At 62.5% G+C, this 20,325-nt stretch carries 18 protein-coding genes; 14 read left to right on the forward strand and 4 right to left on the reverse strand.

Going from position 1 to position 20,325, the window contains the following annotated elements; translation table 11 throughout:
* Positions 1–24: 24 nt before the first annotated feature.
* From VSX77_RS12375 to VSX77_RS12385, 3 genes are read right to left on the reverse strand one after another with little or no spacing between them, the layout of a single operon-like run.
* Complete coding sequence (locus VSX77_RS12375; RefSeq protein ID WP_338424913.1) at positions 25–1,173, reverse strand: acyl-CoA dehydrogenase family protein; 1,149 nt, start codon at positions 1,171–1,173, stop codon at positions 25–27.
* A 5-nt stretch (positions 1,174–1,178) separates the two neighbouring features.
* Positions 1,179–2,015, reverse strand: a complete 837-nt coding sequence (locus VSX77_RS12380; RefSeq protein WP_422397224.1) for an enoyl-CoA hydratase — start codon at positions 2,013–2,015, stop codon at positions 1,179–1,181.
* Positions 2,016–2,045: 30 nt separating this feature from the next.
* Positions 2,046–2,831: an enoyl-CoA hydratase-related protein gene (locus tag VSX77_RS12385; protein WP_338424915.1), complete on the reverse strand. Its 786-nt coding sequence runs from the start codon at positions 2,829–2,831 to the stop codon at positions 2,046–2,048.
* Between the two features lie 284 nt (positions 2,832–3,115).
* On the opposite strand from VSX77_RS12385, the gene VSX77_RS12390 reads away from it, so the two are divergent.
* The 7 genes from VSX77_RS12390 (at position 3,116) to VSX77_RS12420 (ending at position 9,657) form a co-directional block, all read left to right on the forward strand.
* Positions 3,116–4,504: an MmgE/PrpD family protein gene (locus tag VSX77_RS12390; RefSeq protein ID WP_338424916.1), complete on the forward strand. Its 1,389-nt coding sequence runs from the start codon at positions 3,116–3,118 to the stop codon at positions 4,502–4,504.
* Positions 4,497–4,994 carry a MaoC family dehydratase gene (locus tag VSX77_RS12395; RefSeq protein ID WP_338424917.1) on the forward strand — a complete coding sequence of 166 codons (498 nt, stop codon included), beginning with the start codon at positions 4,497–4,499 and terminating at the stop codon, positions 4,992–4,994. The genes VSX77_RS12390 and VSX77_RS12395 overlap by 8 nt, the downstream gene beginning before the upstream one ends.
* Entirely contained in the window at positions 4,991–6,166 is a 1,176-nt protein-coding gene (locus tag VSX77_RS12400) for an acyl-CoA dehydrogenase family protein (protein ID WP_338424918.1), read from the forward strand. The genes VSX77_RS12395 and VSX77_RS12400 overlap by 4 nt, the downstream gene beginning before the upstream one ends.
* Entirely contained in the window at positions 6,163–6,639 is a 477-nt protein-coding gene (locus tag VSX77_RS12405; RefSeq protein WP_338424919.1) for a MaoC family dehydratase, read from the forward strand. The genes VSX77_RS12400 and VSX77_RS12405 overlap by 4 nt, the downstream gene beginning before the upstream one ends.
* Positions 6,636–7,871 carry a CaiB/BaiF CoA transferase family protein gene (locus VSX77_RS12410; protein ID WP_338424920.1) on the forward strand — a complete coding sequence of 412 codons (1,236 nt, stop codon included), beginning with the start codon at positions 6,636–6,638 and terminating at the stop codon, positions 7,869–7,871. Before VSX77_RS12405 ends, VSX77_RS12410 begins: the two co-directional genes overlap by 4 nt.
* Positions 7,872–7,892: 21 nt before the next feature.
* Positions 7,893–8,804: an HpcH/HpaI aldolase/citrate lyase family protein gene (locus VSX77_RS12415; protein WP_338424921.1), complete on the forward strand. Its 912-nt coding sequence runs from the start codon at positions 7,893–7,895 to the stop codon at positions 8,802–8,804.
* 64 nt (positions 8,805–8,868) lie between these two features.
* Entirely contained in the window at positions 8,869–9,657 is a 789-nt protein-coding gene (locus VSX77_RS12420; protein ID WP_338424922.1) for a 2-keto-4-pentenoate hydratase, read from the forward strand.
* A 66-nt stretch (positions 9,658–9,723) separates the two neighbouring features.
* On the opposite strand, the gene VSX77_RS12425 is transcribed toward VSX77_RS12420, so the two are convergent.
* On the reverse strand, positions 9,724–10,233 hold the full coding sequence (locus VSX77_RS12425) for a cupin domain-containing protein (protein WP_338424923.1): 510 nt from the start codon (positions 10,231–10,233) through the stop codon (positions 9,724–9,726).
* Positions 10,234–10,421: 188 nt separating this feature from the next.
* On the opposite strand from VSX77_RS12425, the gene VSX77_RS12430 reads away from it, so the two are divergent.
* The 7 genes from VSX77_RS12430 (at position 10,422) to VSX77_RS12460 (ending at position 20,313) form a co-directional block, all read left to right on the forward strand.
* A complete protein-coding gene (locus VSX77_RS12430) occupies positions 10,422–12,701 on the forward strand; it encodes a TonB-dependent receptor (protein WP_338424924.1) in 2,280 nt (759 codons plus the stop codon).
* Between the two features lie 74 nt (positions 12,702–12,775).
* Positions 12,776–14,317 (forward strand): glycoside hydrolase family 30 protein, encoded by a 1,542-nt coding sequence (locus VSX77_RS12435; protein ID WP_338424925.1) that lies wholly within the window; start codon positions 12,776–12,778, stop codon positions 14,315–14,317.
* Position 14,318: 1 nt separating this feature from the next.
* Positions 14,319–15,845: an AMP-binding protein gene (locus tag VSX77_RS12440; RefSeq protein ID WP_338424926.1), complete on the forward strand. Its 1,527-nt coding sequence runs from the start codon at positions 14,319–14,321 to the stop codon at positions 15,843–15,845.
* Positions 15,846–15,885: 40 nt separating this feature from the next.
* Positions 15,886–16,794, forward strand: coding sequence for an enoyl-CoA hydratase (locus tag VSX77_RS12445; protein ID WP_338424927.1), 909 nt, complete (start codon positions 15,886–15,888; stop codon positions 16,792–16,794).
* A gap of 24 nt (positions 16,795–16,818) precedes the next feature.
* Positions 16,819–18,510 carry a carboxylesterase/lipase family protein gene (locus tag VSX77_RS12450; RefSeq protein WP_338424928.1) on the forward strand — a complete coding sequence of 564 codons (1,692 nt, stop codon included), beginning with the start codon at positions 16,819–16,821 and terminating at the stop codon, positions 18,508–18,510.
* A 98-nt stretch (positions 18,511–18,608) separates the two neighbouring features.
* Positions 18,609–19,415, forward strand: a complete 807-nt coding sequence (locus VSX77_RS12455; RefSeq protein ID WP_338424929.1) for an SDR family NAD(P)-dependent oxidoreductase — start codon at positions 18,609–18,611, stop codon at positions 19,413–19,415.
* Between the two features lie 22 nt (positions 19,416–19,437).
* Positions 19,438–20,313, forward strand: a complete 876-nt coding sequence (locus VSX77_RS12460) for an SMP-30/gluconolactonase/LRE family protein (RefSeq protein ID WP_338424930.1) — start codon at positions 19,438–19,440, stop codon at positions 20,311–20,313.
* The last annotated feature ends 12 nt before the right edge of the window (positions 20,314–20,325 follow it).

The raw sequence follows: 20,325 nt of genomic DNA on the forward strand, positions 1-20,325 counted from the left end.
AACCAGGCCCTCAAGCGCCGGCGCCTAGAGCGTCCGGGCAATGACAAGCTTCATGATCTCGCTGGTTCCCGCGTAGATCCGTGACGCGCGCGCGTCCTTCCAGAGGCGTGCGATGGGATATTCGCTCATATATCCATAGCCGCCGTAGAGCTGCAGGCACTCGTCGATAACGACCCCCTGCATTTCGGAAGTCCAATATTTGGCGATGGCGGCTTGATCATTACTGAGCCTGCCTTCCGCATGCGCTTCGATCAGTTGGTCGATGAATAGCCGGCCGACCATGACCTTGCTCTTGCATTCGGCCAGTTTGAACTGCGTATTCTGAAACTCGAAGATGGGCTTGCCAAAGGCTTGCCGCTGCTTGGTGTAGTCGATCGTCAGCGCGAGCGCGCGCTCGGCATTGACCACCGATGCCACTGCGACCGCGAGGCGCTCCCACGGCAGTTGCTGCATCAGCTGGGCGAGGCCATGACCGGGCGTCCCGCCCAGCAAGTTCGCCTGGGGCACGAGGACGGCGTCGAAAAACAGTTCGGATGTGTCCTGGCCATGCTGGCCGATCTTGTCGAGATTACGGCCGCGCTCGAAACCTTCGGCATCCTCGGTTTCGACCGCGAACAGCGAAACAGCGTCCTTTCCGCCATCGATCTCGCACTTGGCGACGACGAGGATCAACTCCGCATTCTGGCCGTTGGTTATGAACGTCTTTTGCCCCGACAGGCGAAATCCCCCGTCGACCCGCACGGCGCGCGTGCGAATGCCTTGCAGATCGGATCCCGCATGCGGCTCGGTCATCGCGATGGCCCCGATCAGTTCGCCCGTGGCGAGCCGGGGTAGCCACCGCATCCTTTGCTCCTCGGTGCCATATCGCAAGATATAGTGAGCGACGATGAGCGAGCTGACCATCACCCCGGCGGCGAAATCGCCGACGTCATTGCCATATAATTCTTCGATCACGGCAATTTCGTGAAGATCGTTTCCGCCGCCGCCGCCATAGCATTCGGGAACCGACGCGCAGAGCAGGCCGGCGCGGCCCGCTTCCTGCCATGTCGCGCGGTCGACCTTGCCCGCTTCGGTCCAGCCATCCGCGCGCGGGGCGAATTCCTTGCGGACGAGCTTGCCGATTTGGTCGCGCATCATCTGAAGCTCGTCGTCGACCCATGGGGAACGATACATGCCGCTCACGTCCTGCTCTTGAAATAGATCGGGTCGACGATCGCGCCGTGAACTTGCATGTTATGGCTATGCCCGAGCTGGTGAAGCGCAAAGGACACGTCCATGGCGTTGCGACGACCCTGGTGATCCTGCGCGACGTTCACCGATTCCTTGGCCAGCTTGAGCGCGAAGCCCGGAGCGGCCGCGATCTTGCGGGCAAGCGCCATGGTGAATTCCGAAAGTTCGCCCCGCGGGACGACATGGTTCACTCCGCCAAGGCGCCGTGCGTCCTCGGCGCTGAGGAAGTCGGCCGTGAAAAGCATCTCCTTTGCTTTTCGTACGCCGACTTCCCAGGGATGATTGAAGAATTCCGCGCCGGTCATTCCCATGAGCAGCGTGTTATCCTGAAACTGGGCATCGTCCGCGGCGATGACGATGTCGCATGGCCAGACCAGCATGAGGCCACCCGATATGACCTTGCCCTGCACCTCGGCGATGGTCACCTTCGGAATGTTCCGCCAGCGCTCCGAGAAACCGAGGTAGATCTCCTTCTCGATCCCCATGCGCGATTCCGCACCAGGCTTACCATAGCCGCCCCAGCTTCCCGTGCTCGAGCGGTTCTCGAGGCGGTGAAGCTGGTCCTCGAACTGTTCGGCGAGATCGTGTCCCGAGGAGAAATGCGGGCCGTTTGCCGCCAGGATGATCACCTTGATGCTGTCATCGCGGGCGCCGATGTCGAACGCCTCGTTCAACTCGCACAGCATTTGCGTGTTTTGCGCGTTCCGGCTTTTGGGCCGATCGAGGATGATGCGCATGATCCCGGGTTCGGGCATCTCTGTCGCAATCGTTTCGAAATCAGTCATTGCAGTTCCAGTCTGTGGTTTGATTGCGGTTCATGCCCCCTGGAACGCTGCCGGACGGCGTTCGAGAAAAGCGGTGATGCCTTCGACGAAATCCTCCGTCTTGCTGGCGTCGCGCTGCGCTTCGCGTTCACGGCGCAGCTGGGTTTCCCAGCCGGAGTCGAGACTGTCCCAAACCAGGCGGCGGATCAGTCCTTGTGAGGCGGGTCCGCTCGCGAGGCGCTGGCACAGGTCCATCGCTTCGATCATCAGGAGGTCGGGGGCGACGCACTGGTTCACGAGGCCCCATTGTTCCGCCTTCGCCGCTGGCAGGCGGTCACCCAGCAGGAACAATTCCATGGCCCGAACGCGCGTGATGTCCCTCGGAATCATGTAGCTGGCGCCGCCATCAGGGACCAGTCCAATATGACGGAAGGCCTCGATGAAGACCGCGTCCGTCGAGGCAATGACGAGGTCGCCGATCAATGCCAGCGAACAGCCGACACCCGCGGCCGCACCGTTCACGGCGGTGACAAAGGGGATCGGCAAGTTCCTGATCTCGGTCATCAGCGGATTGAAAAGGCTTTCGAGGTCGCTGCCCACATCGGGCCGGCCGTCCGCGTCCAGCGGTCCGAGCGGGTTGCCCTTGATCATCTTCGCGCCCGAGCAGAAGCCGCGACCGGCACCGGTGAGAAGGCATACACGCGCTTTGATCGCCCCGAGCCTGATCTGGCGGATCGCGGCCAGAAGTTCGCGCGCGATTTTCGGGCTTGCCGCATTCATGCAGTCGGGATCGTTCAGCGTCAGCACGACGATGTCGCCCACCTGCTCGATCGTCACAAGTTTATCGCTTGCCATTCCGCTTGTCCTTCCCTTATATTCTACCTACCGGTATGACTATACTATATCGGAGGTGGCGGGTCTGATCAAGCCGTTGCCGACAGACCGACCGGCCATTGTTTAGCTCTGTCCGGACGGTAGTTCTTGTGGGTTTCGGCGTCATCTTCTCCGATGCGGGGAATGACACAATATGCCGAAGGGTAGGTATAGGAAGGACGGGACGGAAGCTTGCGTCCCGTCGAACGAGCGCCGACGGCAAGGCGCCGGCGCAAGGGGAGAGCGTTTTGATCGGTGAGACGACATCTGACGGGGCGGGGAGCGATACGACGGCGTTTCTGAGCCGCTATGTCGCGAACTTTTCGTTCGACACGCTGGACGAGGCCGCGCTCAGGATCGCCAAGCATTGCCTGCTGGACTGGTTCGGCGTGACGCTTGCCGCGCGGCATGAGCCGATTGCCGCACTTCTCGTCGCGGACGCCGACGACGCGGGCGGCCGGGAGCAGGCGACGCTCGTCGGCCAGGGGCGCCGCGTCTCGCTGCGGTACGCCGCCCTGATCAACGGCGCGGCGGCGCATGTCCTCGATTATGATGATGTCAGTTTCGACATGCAGGGGCACCCGAGCGCTCCGGTCGCGCCGGTCGCCGTGGCGCTGGCCGAATATCTGCGGCTACCCGGCCGCGCCTTGATCGAATGTTTCGCCGCCGGCTTCGAGGCCGCCTGCCGCGTCGGCGTGCTGATGGGAAGCAGCCATTACCGGCACGGCTGGCACACCACCGCGACCTTCGGCGTCTTCGGGGCCGCGGCTGCGGCTGCGCGATGCCTCGGTCTTGACGAAGCGCGCACGGCCCAAGCCTTCGGCATCGCCGGCTGTCATGCCGCGGGTCTCAAATCGGCATTCGGGACGATGGCCAAGTCGCTGCAGGTGGGGCATGCTGCGGCGGACGGTCTGTGGGCGGCCCGGCTGGCGGAGCGCGGCGTGACCGCCCCCACGGATATCTTCGACGTAGCGCAGGGTTTCGCCGCGACCCAATCCATCAGCATCGATCGCGACGCCGCCCGAGCCGAGCCGCCGGGAGGGTTCTACCTGCGCCGCAACATGTTCAAATATCATTCCGCCTGTTATCTCACCCATTCCTCGATCGAGGCGGTGCGCGAATTGCACCGCAAATATCCGATCGATCCGGCTCAGATCGCCGCGGTCGAGATCGTGGTCGATCAGGATCATCTGAGCGTCTGCAACATCGAGGCACCCGTGACGGGGCTCGAAATGAAGTTTTCGCTTCGCGCTATGGTCGCGCTCGCGCTGCTCAAGCGCGATACCGCCGGGGAAGCCAGTTTCACGGCCCAATCGGCGCGCGATCCCATGCTTGTCGCGATGCGCGACAAGATCCGTGTGACGGCCCGGCCGAGCTGGGGCAGCTCGGAAAGCGATGTCATCCTTTGCATGGCCGACGGACGCATGTTGAGCGGCCGCTATGATGTCGGCGTCCCCGCGATCGATCTCGCGCACCAGGAGACGCGCCTGCTCGCCAAATTTCACTCGCTGGCGAGCCCCGTCATCGGAGAGGGGGGAGCCGCCGAGCTCGCCGGCCTCTGCCTGGATCTCGAACATGTCGTCGACGTCAGCGAACTTGCGAGACTCGCCGCCGCCAGGGAGGTTGCGCATGTCTGACGATTTTCGTGAACGTGCCCTGTTGTGGCCGAAAGGAAACTTTTGGGAGGATTTTGACGAGGGGCGTATGTTCGAGCACCGGCTCGGGCGGACAGTCTCCGACAGCGACAACACGCTCTTCACGGTTCTGACTCTCCATTATAACCCGCTCTACCTCGACGCGGCCGCCTGCGCCGCGGCCGGCCATGGCGGCCGGATCGTCAATCCGCTGCTGGTCTTCAACATCGTCTTCGGCCTCTCGGTCGAAGCCCTGAGCGAAGGGGGCGGACCCTTTCTGGGCGTCGACGAGCTCTCCTATCACGCGCCGGTCTACGTCGGGGAGACCCTCTATGCCCGCAGCACTGTCCTCGGTCGCCGCCTTTCGGCGTCGAACAAGGATTACGCGATCGCCACCTGGCGCACCGAGGGGCGCAATCAGGACGGCGCGCCGGTCATTGCCTTTACGCGGACGAACCTCGTTCGCCGCCGCCCCGAGCAGGATGAACTATGACCAGCCCAACCACCTATCTCACCGAAGAGCGCCTGATGATTCAGGAACTCGCGCGCCAGTTCGCCATGAACGAAGTGCTGCCGCTCGCCAATCGCCTCGACCCCGAGCAGGGCGACATTCCCCAGTCGCTTCGTGACCAGATGGCCGACCTCGGCTTCTTCGGCATCCTCATTCCGGAGGAATATGGCGGGCTGGGTCTTGGCTGCTTCGAATATTGCCTCGTGACCGAGGAATTGTCGCGCGCGTGGATGAGCGTCGGCTCGCTGATCGCGCGCGGCAACGGCCTGCTCGGCGCCGAGCTCATGGCTGAGGAAAAGCGGCGCGACCTGCTTCCGCGAATTGCCAAGGGCGAGCTGCTGGGTTCCTTTGCCATGTCGGAGCCCGATGCCGGGTCGGACGCGGCGAACATCAGTTGCCGGGCGCGCCGCGACGGAGGCGAATGGGTTATCAACGGCAATAAATATTGGTGCACCTTCGCCGACGGCGCCGACTATATTTGCGTCGTCGCGCGCACGGAGGTCGACGTCGATTCCCAGCGCCGACACAAGGGGCTCAGCGTCTTCATGATCCCCAAGCCGCGCGGCGAATTGCCGTCCGGCGTCAAGGGGAGCCCCATCCCGAAGATCGGCTATTTCGGATGGAAGACCTGGGAGCTGGCGTTCGACGAATGCCGGGTACCGGCAGAGGCCATGATCGGCGAGGAGGGCAAGGCCTTCTATCTCTTCTCCAACATGTTGGAGAAGGCCCGCGCGCACACCGCGGCGCGCGCTATCGGCGTCGCCCGCGCCGCTTTGGAAGATGCGATGGCCTACGCCCGGCAGCGGGTGCAGTTCGGCCGCCCGATCGCCGAGTTCCAGGCCATTCGCTTCAAGATCGCGACGATGGCGACCGAGATCGAGGCCGCGCGGCAGCTGCTTTATCATGTGTGCGACAAGATCGACACGGGCGTCCGCTGCGACACCGAGGCATCGATGGTTAAATATTATGCATCCGAAATCGCGGAGCGCGTGACGAGCGAAGGCATGCAGATTCTCGGTGGCGCAGGCTATACCAAGCTTCATGCGATGGAGCGGCACTGGCGCGACGCGCGGCTTACTAAGATTTTCGAAGGAACGTCGGAGATCCAGCAGCGCATCATTTCCGATAATCTGCTCGGGAAAATCCCGTCATGAGCACCCGGGTGCCATCGGACAGCTGGTTCGACGATTTTCGGGTCGGCGACATCTTCAAACATGCGCGCGGAAAAACCGTTACCGAGATGGACAATGTCCTGATCACCAATCTCGTCATCAACACTGCCGAAGGCCATTATAACGAGCACAAGCAAAGCCAGATGCCGGTCGCGGAGCATTTGCGCCACCGGGTCGTGTTCGGCGGCATCACGGTCGCGATGATCGTCGGTCTTGCTGCCCAGGACACGACCGCGCGTGCGATCGCCGAACTCGGGATGGACAAGATCAGGCTGCGCCAGCCGGTTCTGCACGGCGATACGCTCTATGCCTATTCCGAAGTCCTGGAAAAGACCGAGCGGGACGACAGTTCGGGCGAGGTCCGCTTCCGCCATTGGGGCGTGAACCAGCATGATGCCGTCGTGTTCGAGGGCGAACGCACCCTCCTTCTGTCGCGGCAGCCGGCAGCGCGATGATCGCGCCCGCCGAAAATCCCGGCGCGCTGAGCGGGGTCAAGGTTCTCGACCTGACGTTGATGCTGGCCGGTCCCTTCTGCACGATGTTGCTGGCAGACCAGGGCGCCGATGTCATCAAGATCGAGCCGCCGGGCGGCGACCAGACCCGTTTGAGCGGCCCCTTTGCGCGCGGCGATACGCTCCGGTCCTACGGCGGCTATTTTGCCAGCATCAACCGCAACAAGCGCAGCATTGTCCTCGATCTCAAGACAGGGGCGGGCCGCGAGATATTCCTGCGCCTCGTGCGCGACGCCGATGTGCTGATCGAAAATTTCCGGACCGGCGTGATGGACAGGCTCGGTGTTGGCTATGACCGGCTGAGGGAAATCAATCCCAAACTTGTCTATGGCTGTCTCCGAGGCTTCGGCGATCCGCGGTCGGGCGAAAGCCCGTACAACAAATGGCCCGCCTATGATGTGGTGGCGCAGGCCATGGGCGGCATCATGGGGGTGACCGGACCCGACGCCGCCACGCCGATGAAGGTCGGACCAGGGATCGGCGACACGATTCCGGCGATGCTTCTGTCGAACGGCGTCCTAGGGGCGTTGCTGCACGCCGAGCGGACCGGGGAGGGGCAGTTCGTCGATATCGCGATGTACGACGCGATGGTCGCGGTGTGCGAGCGAATTATCTACCAGCACAGCTATGACGGAACGGTGCCTGTGCCCGAGGGAAATGGTCACCCGTTTCTCTGTCCCTTCGGCCTATTTCCGGCAAAGGACGGCTGGGTCGCGATTGCCTGTCCGACGGAGCAGTTCTGGGCCATCTTGGTCGAGGCGATGGGCGCGCCGCATATCGCCGCCGATGAACGCTACGCCAGCAATGCGGCCCGGGCCGGGCTGAACGACGAGGTCGTCGCGCTGATTTCGGACTGGACGCGCGCCCGGACCAAACAGCAACTCGCCGACGCCATTGGCGGCAAGGTTCCCTTTGGTCCGGTCAATAATGTTGCCGAGATTTTTGCGGATCCGCACATCGCCGCACGCGGGATGCTCGCCGAAGTCGAACACCCCGGATCGGATCAGCCTGTGGTCATCGCGAACACCCCGCTGCGGTTTTCGGTCACGCAGGGCGGGGTTCGCATGCGCGCGCCGACGCTCGGCGAGCATCGCGACGATATTCTGGAGGAACTGGGAATGGGCGGCAGCGAGATCATCGCGGCGCGCGACGCCGGCGCCTTTGGCGAGCCCTGAAGACAAGCAAGGAACAAAGAGATGACGAACAAACCCGAACGCCTCCGCCGCGTCCAGCTCGCGGTGCCGGGGAACAGCGAGAAATTTATCGCCAAGGCGGCGGCCAGCGATGCCGACCATGTCTTTCTCGATCTCGAAGATGCGGTCGCCCCGAGCGCCAAGGTGGCCGCCCGCAGCACGGTCGCGGCGGGGTTGAACGAACTTGACTGGGGGACAAAGACCCGGTGCGTGCGGATCAACGACCTCCAGACGCCCTATGCCTATGAAGATATCATCACGCTCATGGAACTGGCCGGCGAGCGTCTCGACACGATCATGATTCCGAAGGTGAAGACGGCTGCCGATGTGCAATGGGTCGATATATTGCTGACGCAGATCGAGGCGAAGCTGGGCCTCGATCGCCGGGTCGGCCTCGAGGTGCTGATCGAAGAGGTCGAGGGCATGATGAATGTCAACCAGATCGCGGCGTCGACGCCGCGGCTCGAATGCCTGATCCTCGGCGGCGGCGATTATTCGGCGTCGCAGGGCATCGACACCAGCGTGGCGTTTCAGACGCGCGATTATCCCGGCGACATCTGGCACCATGCGCGCTTTCGTCTGACCATCGCGGCGCGGGCCAACAAGCTGGACGCGGTCGACGGGCCCTATGCCAACCTCGCCGATTTCGATGGATATCGCGACGAATGCTGGCGGGCGGCCTGTCTCGGCATGACCGGGAAGTGGGCGGTGCATCCGTCGCAGATTGCGCATGCGAAGGAGATTTTCAGCCCGACGGCGGACGAGGTGGCTTATGCCCGCCGGCTCATCGCGGCCTATGAAGACGCCCAGCGGCGCGGCGAGGGAGCGGTCGAGTTCGAGGGCGTCATGATCGACGTCGGCTCGGTCCGGATCCTCAACCTGGTGCTGGACAAGGCGCGGCGGATGGGCCTGTAACGCGGCCGCGCCGCAAGACTGCCGCACCCGTTCCGGGCGCGCTACGAGATGGAAAGAAGAGATGATGACAGACGCGACGCTTGCCGATTTCGGCCGGAAGTTGAGAGAAGCCTATGCCGGAGGCGCGATCGAGCCGTCGCAGCCCGGAAGCGGGCCCGCCGATGTTGGGCAGGCCTATGCGGTGCAATTCGCCAATGCGCTGTGGTGGCAGGCAGAAGGGCGCAGGATCGCCGGCCGCAAAAATGCCCTGACGGTCGAGGCGGGACAGCGGGCGTTCGGCACCGACCAGCCCTGCTTCGGTTCGCTCTTCGACGATCGGCAGCTGGCCAGCGGCAGCACGCTCGATCCGGCCTGCACCATCGCGCCGAGAGTCGAAGGCGAGGTTGCGCTCGTGCTGGCCCGGGACGTCGACGCACCGCTTTTGACGCTCGAGGATGCGGCAGAAGCCGTGGCGCGTGTTCATGCGGCGATCGAGATCGTCGATTCGCGCATCCGGAATTGGCAGCCTTCCTTGCTCGATCTTATCGCCGATAACAGCTGTGCCTCGCATTTCATCCTGTCGGAAGAATCGGCGCCGGTCGAGGGAACCGACCTCCTTGACTGCGCAATGATCCTGCGGATCAATGGTGCGGTCGCCTCGTCGGGCACCGGAGCAGCAGCGCTCGGGCATCCGCTGCGTTCGCTGATGTGGTTGTCGGCCGAATGTGCGCGGCGGGGCGAATCTTTGCGCACCGGTGAGGTGATCCTGACCGGGACGCTGGGTCCCGCGATACCGATCACGGCGGGGGACAAGGTCGACGTCACGATCGAAGGGATCGGCGCCTGCGATTTCCGTTTCGCGCAATCGGCCTAGATCGCCCCGAGGGGCAAAAAGAGGGCGCCCCTTCTGCGAGGCGGCCGCAGCCGCTCGCGGGCAGGATCATCGTTTCACAGCGATCAGGAACAGCTCGAGGGCGGTGTCTTCCGACGGATTGGCAATCCCGTGCGGAACCCCGTTGGGGGTGAAGACGTGGTCGCCCGGGACAACGCGGAAGCGTTCGTCAGCCACTTCCATCATCCCCTCTCCGGCAAGGATGAAGTAGAATTCGTCAAAGGATCCGGCCTTCTTGTCTCCGAGGCGGTGCGTGTGGACGCCCTCGCTCGCCTGCGGCGGAATGGAATAATGCAGCAGGATGTTCGGCTCCGTGCTGCCTTCGAAATGGAAATATTTGATCGTCACCGTCCCGACTCCGCCATTGGTATTGGGAAGGGGAATCGCGCCGTCCGAGACACGCTCGATCAAATGGGTGGGGCCGGAGTTTTTCAGCGCGGCGGCATGCGCGCGCTGAAAAATTGCGGGGACCGCCGCGCCCGCGGCGGCGGTCGTGACTAAAGCCCGGCGGGACATGATTCGACCCAGGAGATTCAGTGCTTTGCTTTCATCTTCCATGTGCCTGACCTTCGATTGAGCGGCCAATTCCACACGAACCATTCCGCCAAATCAGGTCCGCACGCCGCCGCCGGGATTGTTGACATCCTATTTACCGGTCGGTATAACAACTTTCGAGCAGTCGGACAAGAACGCTGCCATTTGGACCAACGGATATTGTGGTTCGGGACCATGGAGGGGAGTTTCAGATGATGATTTCACGACGCCAGAAGGGCCGGTTCGCGGCCTTGTCGGCGACCGCATTGTGCCTTTCGATGCTCCCGGCGGCGCCGGCCTTTGCCCAGGACAGCAAGCCCGCGGCGGCCGAAGCCGACGATGGCACGATCATTGTCACCGCGCTGCGCCGCAATACCGCCTTGGTGGAAGCACCGGCCTCGATTACTGCCATCGACGCCGACTCCCTGCGCGATCAACAGATCACGGACCTGTCGAGCCTTGGCCAGAAGGTGCCCGGCCTCACGTTCAGCGAACAGATCGGCGTGTCGCAGGCATCGATACGCGGGATCGCGCTCACGTCAACGTCGGGCGGTCTCGAAACGCCGGTGGCGATGTTCTACGATGGCGTGTATCTCCCCGCTGCCGCTCCGCTCAAAGTCCTGTTCATGGATGTGGGCAGCGTCGAAGTCCTGCGCGGGCCGCAGGGGACGCTGTACGGACGCAACGCGACCGGTGGCGCGCTGAACTTCAGGTCGGCCAAGGTCGAAGACGAACTGACCGGAACGGTCGACGCGTCATACGCCAACTATGACACCTATCAGCTGCGGGGATCCGTGAGCGGACCACTGCTCGACAGCGTCGTGGGCTTCCGCATCTCCGGCCTCGCCGGCGGGCGCGGGAAGGGATGGGCGAAGGACCTTGGGACCGGCGAGCGCCTCGGCGAATATCGCGAGAAGGGCGTCCGCGGCGCGCTCGCTATCAACCCGACCGCTGGGGTCGAACTCGACCTTTCGGGCGTCTACTACAAGCGCAATCAGAATGTGACCGAGATTTCGGCACCCCGCCTGCCGGTCGGGCAGCGTGCGATCGACGAGAATCAAGCCGTTTTCGGCCCCGATGATATCTACTCGACGACCGTGTTGTCGCTCGACCCGCGTCGGGTGCGCTACAATTCCGCTGGACGGTCGATCCAAGAAAGTCGCGGCGTTGTCCTCGGCGCGAAGGTCGACGTCGCAGAAGGTCACGCACTCAGTTCAAAGACGTCCTATTTTCGCGTCGAGAATGATCTTCGGGGTACTGACTGCGATGCGACGCAGATCGAGACCTGCACAGGCGATAGCATCGACGACTCGAAGGTGTTCCAGCAGGAATTCAACCTGACCGGCGATGTCGGCAAGCTCGGCTATGTTCTGGGGGCTTATTACGGGCGCGAGCGGCAATATTGGCAGCGCGACTATGTGTTCTCGAATAGTCAGCAAGGCGCCGTCGTCGTCAGCGGTTCGCCCTTTCCCAACGGAACGACGACGATCAACCACCGCGACCAGCTCACCAAATCCTATGCGGTCTATGGCGATCTCACCTATAATGCGACCGAAGCGTTGCAATTGTTCGGCGGTGCCCGCTGGGCCAAGGACAAGCGCGATGCGGACTTCGAATTCGCGTTCGTGCTGCCCGGAAATCCCCCGGCCGTCATTGGGGTCTGCGAAGGATTTTCGTCGCCGACCGGAAGCGGCTCCGACAAATGGAGCAAGACGACCTTCAAGGCGGGCGCGAAATATGAACTCGGCCGCGGCAATGTCTATGGTCAGTTCCAGCAGGGTTTCAAGGCGGGCGGCTTCAATCCCGCGTCATGCGGCCAATCCTTCGAGCAGGAAACGGTCAACGCCTACGAGATCGGCTACAAGGTCAATTCGCTGATCGACGGTGTCGATCTTCGTCTCTCGGCCTTCCACTATGACTATAGCCAGATGCAGGTCTACGTCATTCTTCCGTCCGTTTTCCCCCTGCCGGTGATCACCAACGCCGATTCTGCCGTGGTCGACGGCCTCGAAGCCGAGGTCAACTGGCGCGTGAGCCCTCGCTTCAAGCTCGACCTCAATATGGGGTGGATTCCGCGGGCCAAATATAATGCCGAATTTCTGAACACAGATCCGTTCACCGATGCGGTCGTCGATCTCAACGGCAACCGGTTGCCGATGTCGGCAAAGCTGACGCTTGGGGCCGGTGCGGAAATAAATTTTCCGGTGGGCAACGCGGACGAACTCACGGTCCGCGGCGAAATCTATTACAACAGCGGGGTGCATTTCACGGCATTCAACACGGCCGATACCGCGGAGAACGGTTATATGCTCGGCAACCTGTTTGCGACCTATAAGCCCAATCACGGCAATTGGTCGGTGCGCGCATTCGTGCGCAACATTACCGACGAAAAATATTTCGTCGGTTCGACGGACTCCAATATCCTCTTCAATACCCTTGGCTCTTCATCGGAGCCACGGTCATATGGTGTTGGCGTCAACATGACATTTTGACGGCTGCAAGGGGTTGCTCGGCAGAATAGTTCGCACCCGCGATCCCAAAGTGACAATGAAATAGGAAGCTCGGAATGATCAATAACACCAAGTCACGAATTGTCGCCTTTACGCGGTGGCGGGGCGCGGTCGGGGGTCTCGCCCTGCTCGCGGCCGGTGTAATCGGTTCGCCCGTCTGGGCCGAGCCGACGGCGGAAGTGATCGTCAGTTCGTCCGAAGGCGACCGTCTTTCAAGGAAGGCCGACCTCCCGTTCGTGGCTGACACGGCTGGCGACGCGCCGGTCTTCACCGTCGATGATTCCAAGCCGCTGCAGAAAATTCTCGGCTTTGGTGCCAGCTTCCAGGAAGCGGGCATGATCCTGCTGTCGGATCTCAAGCCGGCCGAGCAGGAGGCCGTGCTTCAATCGGTGTTCGATCCCGAGAAAGGCGCCGGGTTCTCGGCCATGGTCACCTATATGGGTTCGACCGATCTTATGTCGGCCGGGCCCTATTACACCTATGCCGACAAGGAGGGCGATGTCGCGCTTGACAGTTTTACGATCGAGCGCGACCTCAAGCCCTTCGGTCTCGCCACCTATATCAAGCGCGCGCAGAAATATGGCCGCTTCGCCTTGCACTCGCGGCTCGACTATCCGCCGAACTGGATGATGCTCGATCAACGGTTCGAGAAGGGCATGATTCTCGATCCGCATTATTACGAACCGCTGTCGCGCTATTATCTGAAATATATCCAGGCCTATCGGGAGCAGGGGATCGATATCACCCATCTCAGCCTGTTCAACGAACCGGGGTTCTACACCAAGATCAGCTATTCTGAGATCGGTGACATCATCCGCAACCATGTCGGCCCACTGTTCAGGAAAGAAGGCATCACGACGAAGCTGCAGATTGCCGATGCTCCTTTTCGCTACTGGGCACACAAGGTGTACCCTGTGCTTCTCGATAACCCGGAGACCCGCCAATATATCTCGGGCATGACCTATCATTCCTACGACTATCTTTGGGGCCCGGAAGCCAAGCTGGACGGACTGCGCAAGATCGCCGACTTGCACGCCCGCTATCCCGACATCGAAATCTGGATGACCGAGCATTGCTATCACCGCGATTCGATCATGGCGGCCAAGCTGGGAGACATGGAAATACCGCGCCTCGATTTCGAAGACGGAGATTTCTGGGGTCACGAAATCGCGAACGAACTCGAAGCCGGTGCGTCGGCATGGAGCTATTTCAACCTGATCCTCGACGAGGAAGGCGGCCCGGAGTTCGTGTCACCGGTGCATCAGTATAAGGATAATAATGTCCAGCAACCGGTCATCGTGATCAACCGGAAAGAAAAAAAGGCTCATTATACGGGTCTGTATTATTATCTCTCGCACTTCGCCAAATATGTGCGGCCCGGCTCGGTGCGGCTAACCACCACGGGTAGCGCGCAGGGGCTGCGCGTCCTGTCGTTCAAGCGGCCCGACGGCAAGATCGTCGTCCAGGTGATGAACAGCCGCGCCGAAAAGGCGAAGGTCAACGTCGCCTGGGGCGGGGAACTTCTTCCTGTCGAAGCACCGGCCATTTCGATCAGCACGATTATCTGGCCGGCCGACGGCGCTTCGACAGGATCCTGAGATGGCAGTGCTGCCGGCCGGTGACTTGCTTCGCTACCATGCCGAGCGAAAGCCGGAGAATAGTATTGCAGCGTCGTTCGCCGATGGTGACGTTACCTGGTGGGAGCTCGAACGGCGCGCCAACCGCCGCGCGCGCTTCCTGGCGGATCGCGGCGTGGGGGAAGGCGATTGGGTCACCATGGTGCTGCCCAATGATATCCGCTTCTTCGAATATAGTTTTGCCCTGTGGAAGCTCGGCGCGACGCCCAATGTCATCTCCCCGCGCCTGGCGGCGCAGGAGCGCGCGGACATCATCGCGCTCGCCGACCCGCGTCTGGTTGTGACCGTCGAGCAGGGCGAGGGAGACTCCCGAACCCTTAGCTATCTGGAATCGGCGGACGATTATGACGATCGTCCGCTGCCCGCCAAGGTCAGCAAATATTGGAAAATCCTGGGCAGCGGCGGATCGACGGGGCGCCCCAAGTTGATCGTCGATCATCGCAAAGCGGAATATGATCCCCAGCAGACGATGCTCAGCATGCCGGCCGACGGCGTCGTAATGGCTCCCGGGCCGCTCTATCATAACGCCCCTTTCGGCAGCATGCACGGCGGGTTGTTCGTCGGCGCCCATATCGTGGGAATGCCGCGTTTCGATCCCGAGGAAATGTTGCGGCTCATCGCCGCTCACGGCGTGCAGTGGATCAGCATCGTCCCCACGATGATGCACCGGATCTGGGGGCTCTCGCCCGAGGTGCGGGCGCAATATGACCTCAGCAGCCTGCAAGCCGTGTGGCATTCGGCGGCCGCGATCGCGCCTTGGCTGAAGCAGGCTTGGATCGACTGGCTGGGCGCCGAGCGCATCTTCGAGATGTATGGCGGCACCGAAGGTCTGGGCGCCACGATGATCACCGGCAGCGAATGGCTCGCCAAGCCGGGCTCGGTGGGGCGCGCGCATTATGGTGGCCTGCAGATCCTTCGTGCGGATGGAACCGTGGCCGCCCCGGGCGAGATCGGCGAGATTTATTTCTCGTCGCCGGCGCCGGGCGAGCGGACCTATCATTATGTCGGTGCCGAGCCTCAGCGCAGCGAGAACGGGTTGGACTCGCTTGGCGACCTCGGATGGGTCGATGACGACGGCTATCTTTTCATCGCCGATCGCCGAGCCGACCTGATCGTTCGCGGCGGCGTGAACGTCTACCCGCTCGAGATAGAGAATGTGCTCGATGCGCATCCCGACATCGTCTGCGCCATCGCGGTCGGTCTGCCCGATGACGAGTTCGGCAGCCGCGTTCATGCCATCGTCGAAACGCGCGCAGGCGCAAAGGTCGAGGCGATCGCGCTAGTGGAGTTCGCGAAGGATAGGCTCGCGAGCTACAAGGTCCCGGAATCGATCGAACTGACGAGCACGCCGCTGCGCGATGATTCCGGAAAGGCGCGCCGCATGGCGCTCCGCCAGGAACGCATCGACATGCTGGGCAAGGGTGAAGCCTTCTCCTCGTGGGAGCGGCGTCCCCTGACCGGGGCGGTGCCGGCCCTGACGCATCCATAGACCAAATATCGTCAACCTTCGGACAGAAAACAGGTGCATGATGTCAACGGATCAGCAGTGGAAAAACATTCTTCTCGAACATCCCGCCGATCACGTCGCGCGGATCATCCTCAACCGTCCCGACACGCGCAATGCGCAGGACGCGACGCTGCTGTACGAGTTGAACGAGGCGTTCGACCGCGTCGCGCAGGATGATGATGTGAAGGTGGTCATCCTCGCGGCCAATGGTCCGCATTTTTCGTCGGGCCACGATCTGCGTCAGCGGCCCGAAGCGCAGCTCAAGGTCCTCGCCGAGCGAGACACGGTCGGGACCTGGTGCGGTTTCGGATGCGCGGGCGCGGAATCGCGCATGGCGATCGAAAAGGAGCTCTATATCGGCTTTTCCGAACGGTGGCGGAATATGCCCAAGCCGACGATCGCAGAAGTCCAGGGCAAGGTAGTAGCCGGCGGCCTTATGTTGATGTGGCCGTGCGACATCATCGTCGCCGAAACCGGCGCGCGCTTCCAGGACAATACGCTGAAGATGGGCGTGAACGGCGTCGAGTTCTTCAATCATCCGTGGGAGTTCGGCATTCGCAAGGCGAAGGAAATGCTCTTCACCGGCGATTGGGTCACCGCCGAGGAAGCGAAGGGCTATGGCATGGTCAATCATGTCGTCCCTCCCGAAGAGCTGGCCGAGTTCACGCTCGCGATGGCGAAAAAGATCGCCGAGAAGCCGCTGTTCGCGCTGAAGCTCGCGAAAGAGTCGGTGAACGCGGCCCAGGATCATCAAGGCCGGGTCAATGCGATGCAGGTGTCCTTTGCCTATCATCAGCTATGCCACAGCCATAATATGAACCTTTTCGACATGCCTGCGGATCCGGGCTTTCTGTTAACCAATGCGGTGGATATTCCGCTCGACGCGCTGCCCGAGAAAGCGCGCAAGGCGCTCGAAGCGAGGATGGGCTGAACTCGTGTCGGCGCGAGCAACAGCATGAACCCGTGGGACGCAAAATTCCTTGCGGCAGACGCGCTCGCGGCCGACGATAGGCCGCATCTTCTCCAGACGCCGCAAGGGGCCTTGCTCGGGATCACGCGGCGACACGGTGACCGCCGGATCGGCGTGTTCAAGGCGATCCCCTATGCCGCGCCGCCAACCGGCGCGGCGCGGTGGCGGCCGCCGGCGCCCGCGGCGCCTTGGCCGGGCGTGCGTGCAGCGCTCCACTATCCTCCAGACTGCATCCAGCCGCCGGCGATGATGCCGGCCGACGCCTTATGGTATCAAGGCCCGTTGCTGCCAGAGAGCGAGGACTGTCTCTATCTCAATGTCTGGACGCCGGCTGACGAAGAAACCGCCGGGGACACGGGGCGCCGGCCCGTCATCGTCTGGATCCACGGCGGTTCCTTCGTCAGCGGTTCGGGATCGCATCATCTCTACGACGGGTGCGCGCTGGCGGCGAAAGATGTGGTCGTGGTTACGATCAATTACCGGCTCGGGATATTGGGGCTCTTCGCGCATCCCGAACTCACCGCGGAATCGCCGCATGGATCCTCGGGCAATTATGCCGTCGCCGACATCATCCAGGCCTTGCGGTGGGTCCGCGAGAATATCGCGAGCTTCGGCGGCGATCCCGACTGCGTCACTCTGGCAGGCGAGTCCTCGGGAGCATTCCTCGTCAGCCTGGTCATGGGCTCACCGCTTTCGAAAGGGCTGATCCACCGTGCGATCGGTCAGAGCGGCGGCATGTTCTACCGCACTCGCCGCCTGCGCGGCGCGCCCGGTGGCCGCCCCGGCGCCGAGGAATTGGGGGCAGCTTTTGCGTCGGCGGTCGGTGCCAGGTCTCTGGCGGACCTGCGCGCCATTCCCGCCCGCGATCTCGTCAACAAGGCCTTCGAACATATCGCGCACCTCGACGGCGCCGGCTTCTTGATGGCTGTCGACGGGTGGATCCTGCCCGACTTCAACCCCGATATATTCGACCGGGGAGAGCAGGCGGACATACCGGTCCTCGCCGGATTCAATACCGACGAATGCAACAGCATGGCAAATTTTGGTCAGGTTCCGCTCATCGCGCCCGATGCCGCGGCATACCGCGCGCAGCTGGCGACAACCTATGGCGAGCTCGCCGACACGGTGGCGGCCGTCTATCCCGACAGCGACCCGCTGCGCTCGACGTTAAAGGCGTTTGACTATGCTCTGTTCGGTTATGCAGCGGAGCAATGGTGCCACTCGATGCGTCACGTCTCGTCGCACGCCTATCTTTATCATTTTGGCCACCGCGCGCCCGGTGCGGAGACCAGGCTTCCGGCGCCGCCCGATCGCGAGGCGGACCTGGGCGCATTCCACTCTGCCGAGATCGGCTACGCTTTCGGCCACATCGACGACGGGGCCTGTTACGCGCCGAATATTCCTTTCGGACCGATCGGCGAAAAGGAGCGGGCGATGTCGGAGCTGATGTCGGACTTCTGGACGTCTTTTGCGCGCGACGGCGTTCCCAGTTCGCCGCGCGGTCCCGAATGGAAATCCTATAGCGACGCGGGCCGCGACTATATGCAGTTCGGCGACGGACGTGCCACCGCCAGCACGCATTTGATGCCGGGCGCGCGCGAACTCCAGCAGTCCATCGCGAACGCAGCCTGGGAGCGGGAGATCGGCTGGACCGGCGGCAATCCCGACCTCGTCTAGCCAGCGTTCTGCGAGCCGCAGGGATTTATGCGGCCTATATTGACTACCTACCGGTAGGATGTATAAATCTACCGGTAGATCTTCGAAAAGGAAATTTTGTGGGAAGTCTGGACAACAAAATCGCTCTGGTGGTCGGTGCCGGCTCGCTGGGCGACGGGATCAGCAACGGGAACGCTTGTGCGCTCTCGTTCGCGCGCGCCGGCGCGGCCGTCGTCTGCGCCGATCGCTTTCTCGACCGTGCCGAGGCGACCGCGAAGCTGATCACCGACGAGGGTGGCCGCGCTGTCGCCGTGCAGGCCGACGCCACCGTCGAAGCGGATGTCCAGGCTGCCGTTGACCGGGCCGTTTCCGAATATGGCCGCCTCGATATCATTCAGAATAATGTCGGCGTCGGCGGAAGCTGGGGGCTGCCCGACGAGATCGCATTCGACGACTGGAATCGCGAGATCGCGCAGAATTTAACGAGCGCCTATCTGGGAATTCGCTGCGCCGCGCCGGTGATGCGGGCGCAGGGCGGAGGCGTCATTCTCAACGTGTCGTCGCTGTTCGCGGTTCGCTTTGTCCGCCGTCCCAATACCGGCTACACCGCCGGCAAGGCGGCCGTCGAGGCCATGACCCGCGTGTGTGCCATGGCGTATGGCCGCGATAATATCCGCGTGAACTGCCTGCGCATCGGCTTCGTCGAGACGGCATCGCTCCATCATGGTCTGGCGTCCCGGACAGCCGACGCCGAGGAGAAGGAAAAGGCTCTCAACAGCACGCGCCGCAAGGTTCCGCTGAACGGCCAGCATGGCGAACCCTTCGATACCGGCGGGGCGGCGGTGTTTCTTGCCTCGGACGCGGCGAAGCATATCACGGGGGCGATCCTCAACATCGACGGCGGCCTCGAAGTCGCGGCGATCTAGTGAAGCTTTGAGAGGGGCGATCGTGGAACTGACAGCACAATGCGTATGGGAAGCCCGAACCGAACTCGGCGAGGGTGCGATCTGGGTCGGGGCCGAGCGCGCCCTCTATTATGTTGACGGCCTCGGCGGCAGGATCCTGCGTTATGACGAGCGGGAAGGCGGCCGCACCGTCTTCCAGTACGACGGCACGATCGGTTTCATTGCGCGGCGGGCCGAAGGTGGTCTGATCGCGGGTATCGACAATCGTCTTTGCGCCGTGGATATCGCGACGGGCGAGGTGAAGGAAATTGCCTTCCCCGAACCCGATCTTCCGGAAAGCCGCTTCAATGACGCAAAGGTCGACATGCGCGGCCGCTTGTGGGCCGGGACGCTCGACCGGGAGTGCAGGGCCGATGTCGGCGCGCTTTATCGCCTCGACCCCGACCACAGCCTCCACAAGATGGACAGCGGCTATTTTTGTACCAATGGCCCGGCTTTCTCGCCCGACGGCAAGATCCTCTACCATACCGATTCCCTCAAGCGGACGATCTATCAGTTCGACCTCGATACCGTCTCGGGCGCCCTTGGCGAGCGGCGGGTGTTCGTCGTGCTACGCGACGATCAGGGCATGCCCGACGGAATGACGGTCGATGCGTCCGGGCGGGTGTGGGTCGCCCAGTTTGGCGGGGCCGGCGTGACCGCCTACAATCCCGATGGGTCGGTCTATGCCACCGTGTCGGTTCCGTCCCCCAATGTCACGACTTGCGCCTTCGGCGGCGATGATGGTTCGACGCTGTTTATCGCGACGTCGCTCGTCTCGATGACCGAGGAACAGAAAGCGCACTATCCGCTCGCGGGCGGCCTGTTCGCCGTGGCGGGACTTGCCGGAGGGCTACCTGCCTTCGATTTCCAGGGCTGAGCGGCGGCCACT

It is taken from the genome of Sphingopyxis sp. TUF1 (assembly GCF_036687315.1).
Classification (GTDB): Bacteria; Pseudomonadota; Alphaproteobacteria; order Sphingomonadales; family Sphingomonadaceae; genus Sphingopyxis; species Sphingopyxis kveilinensis.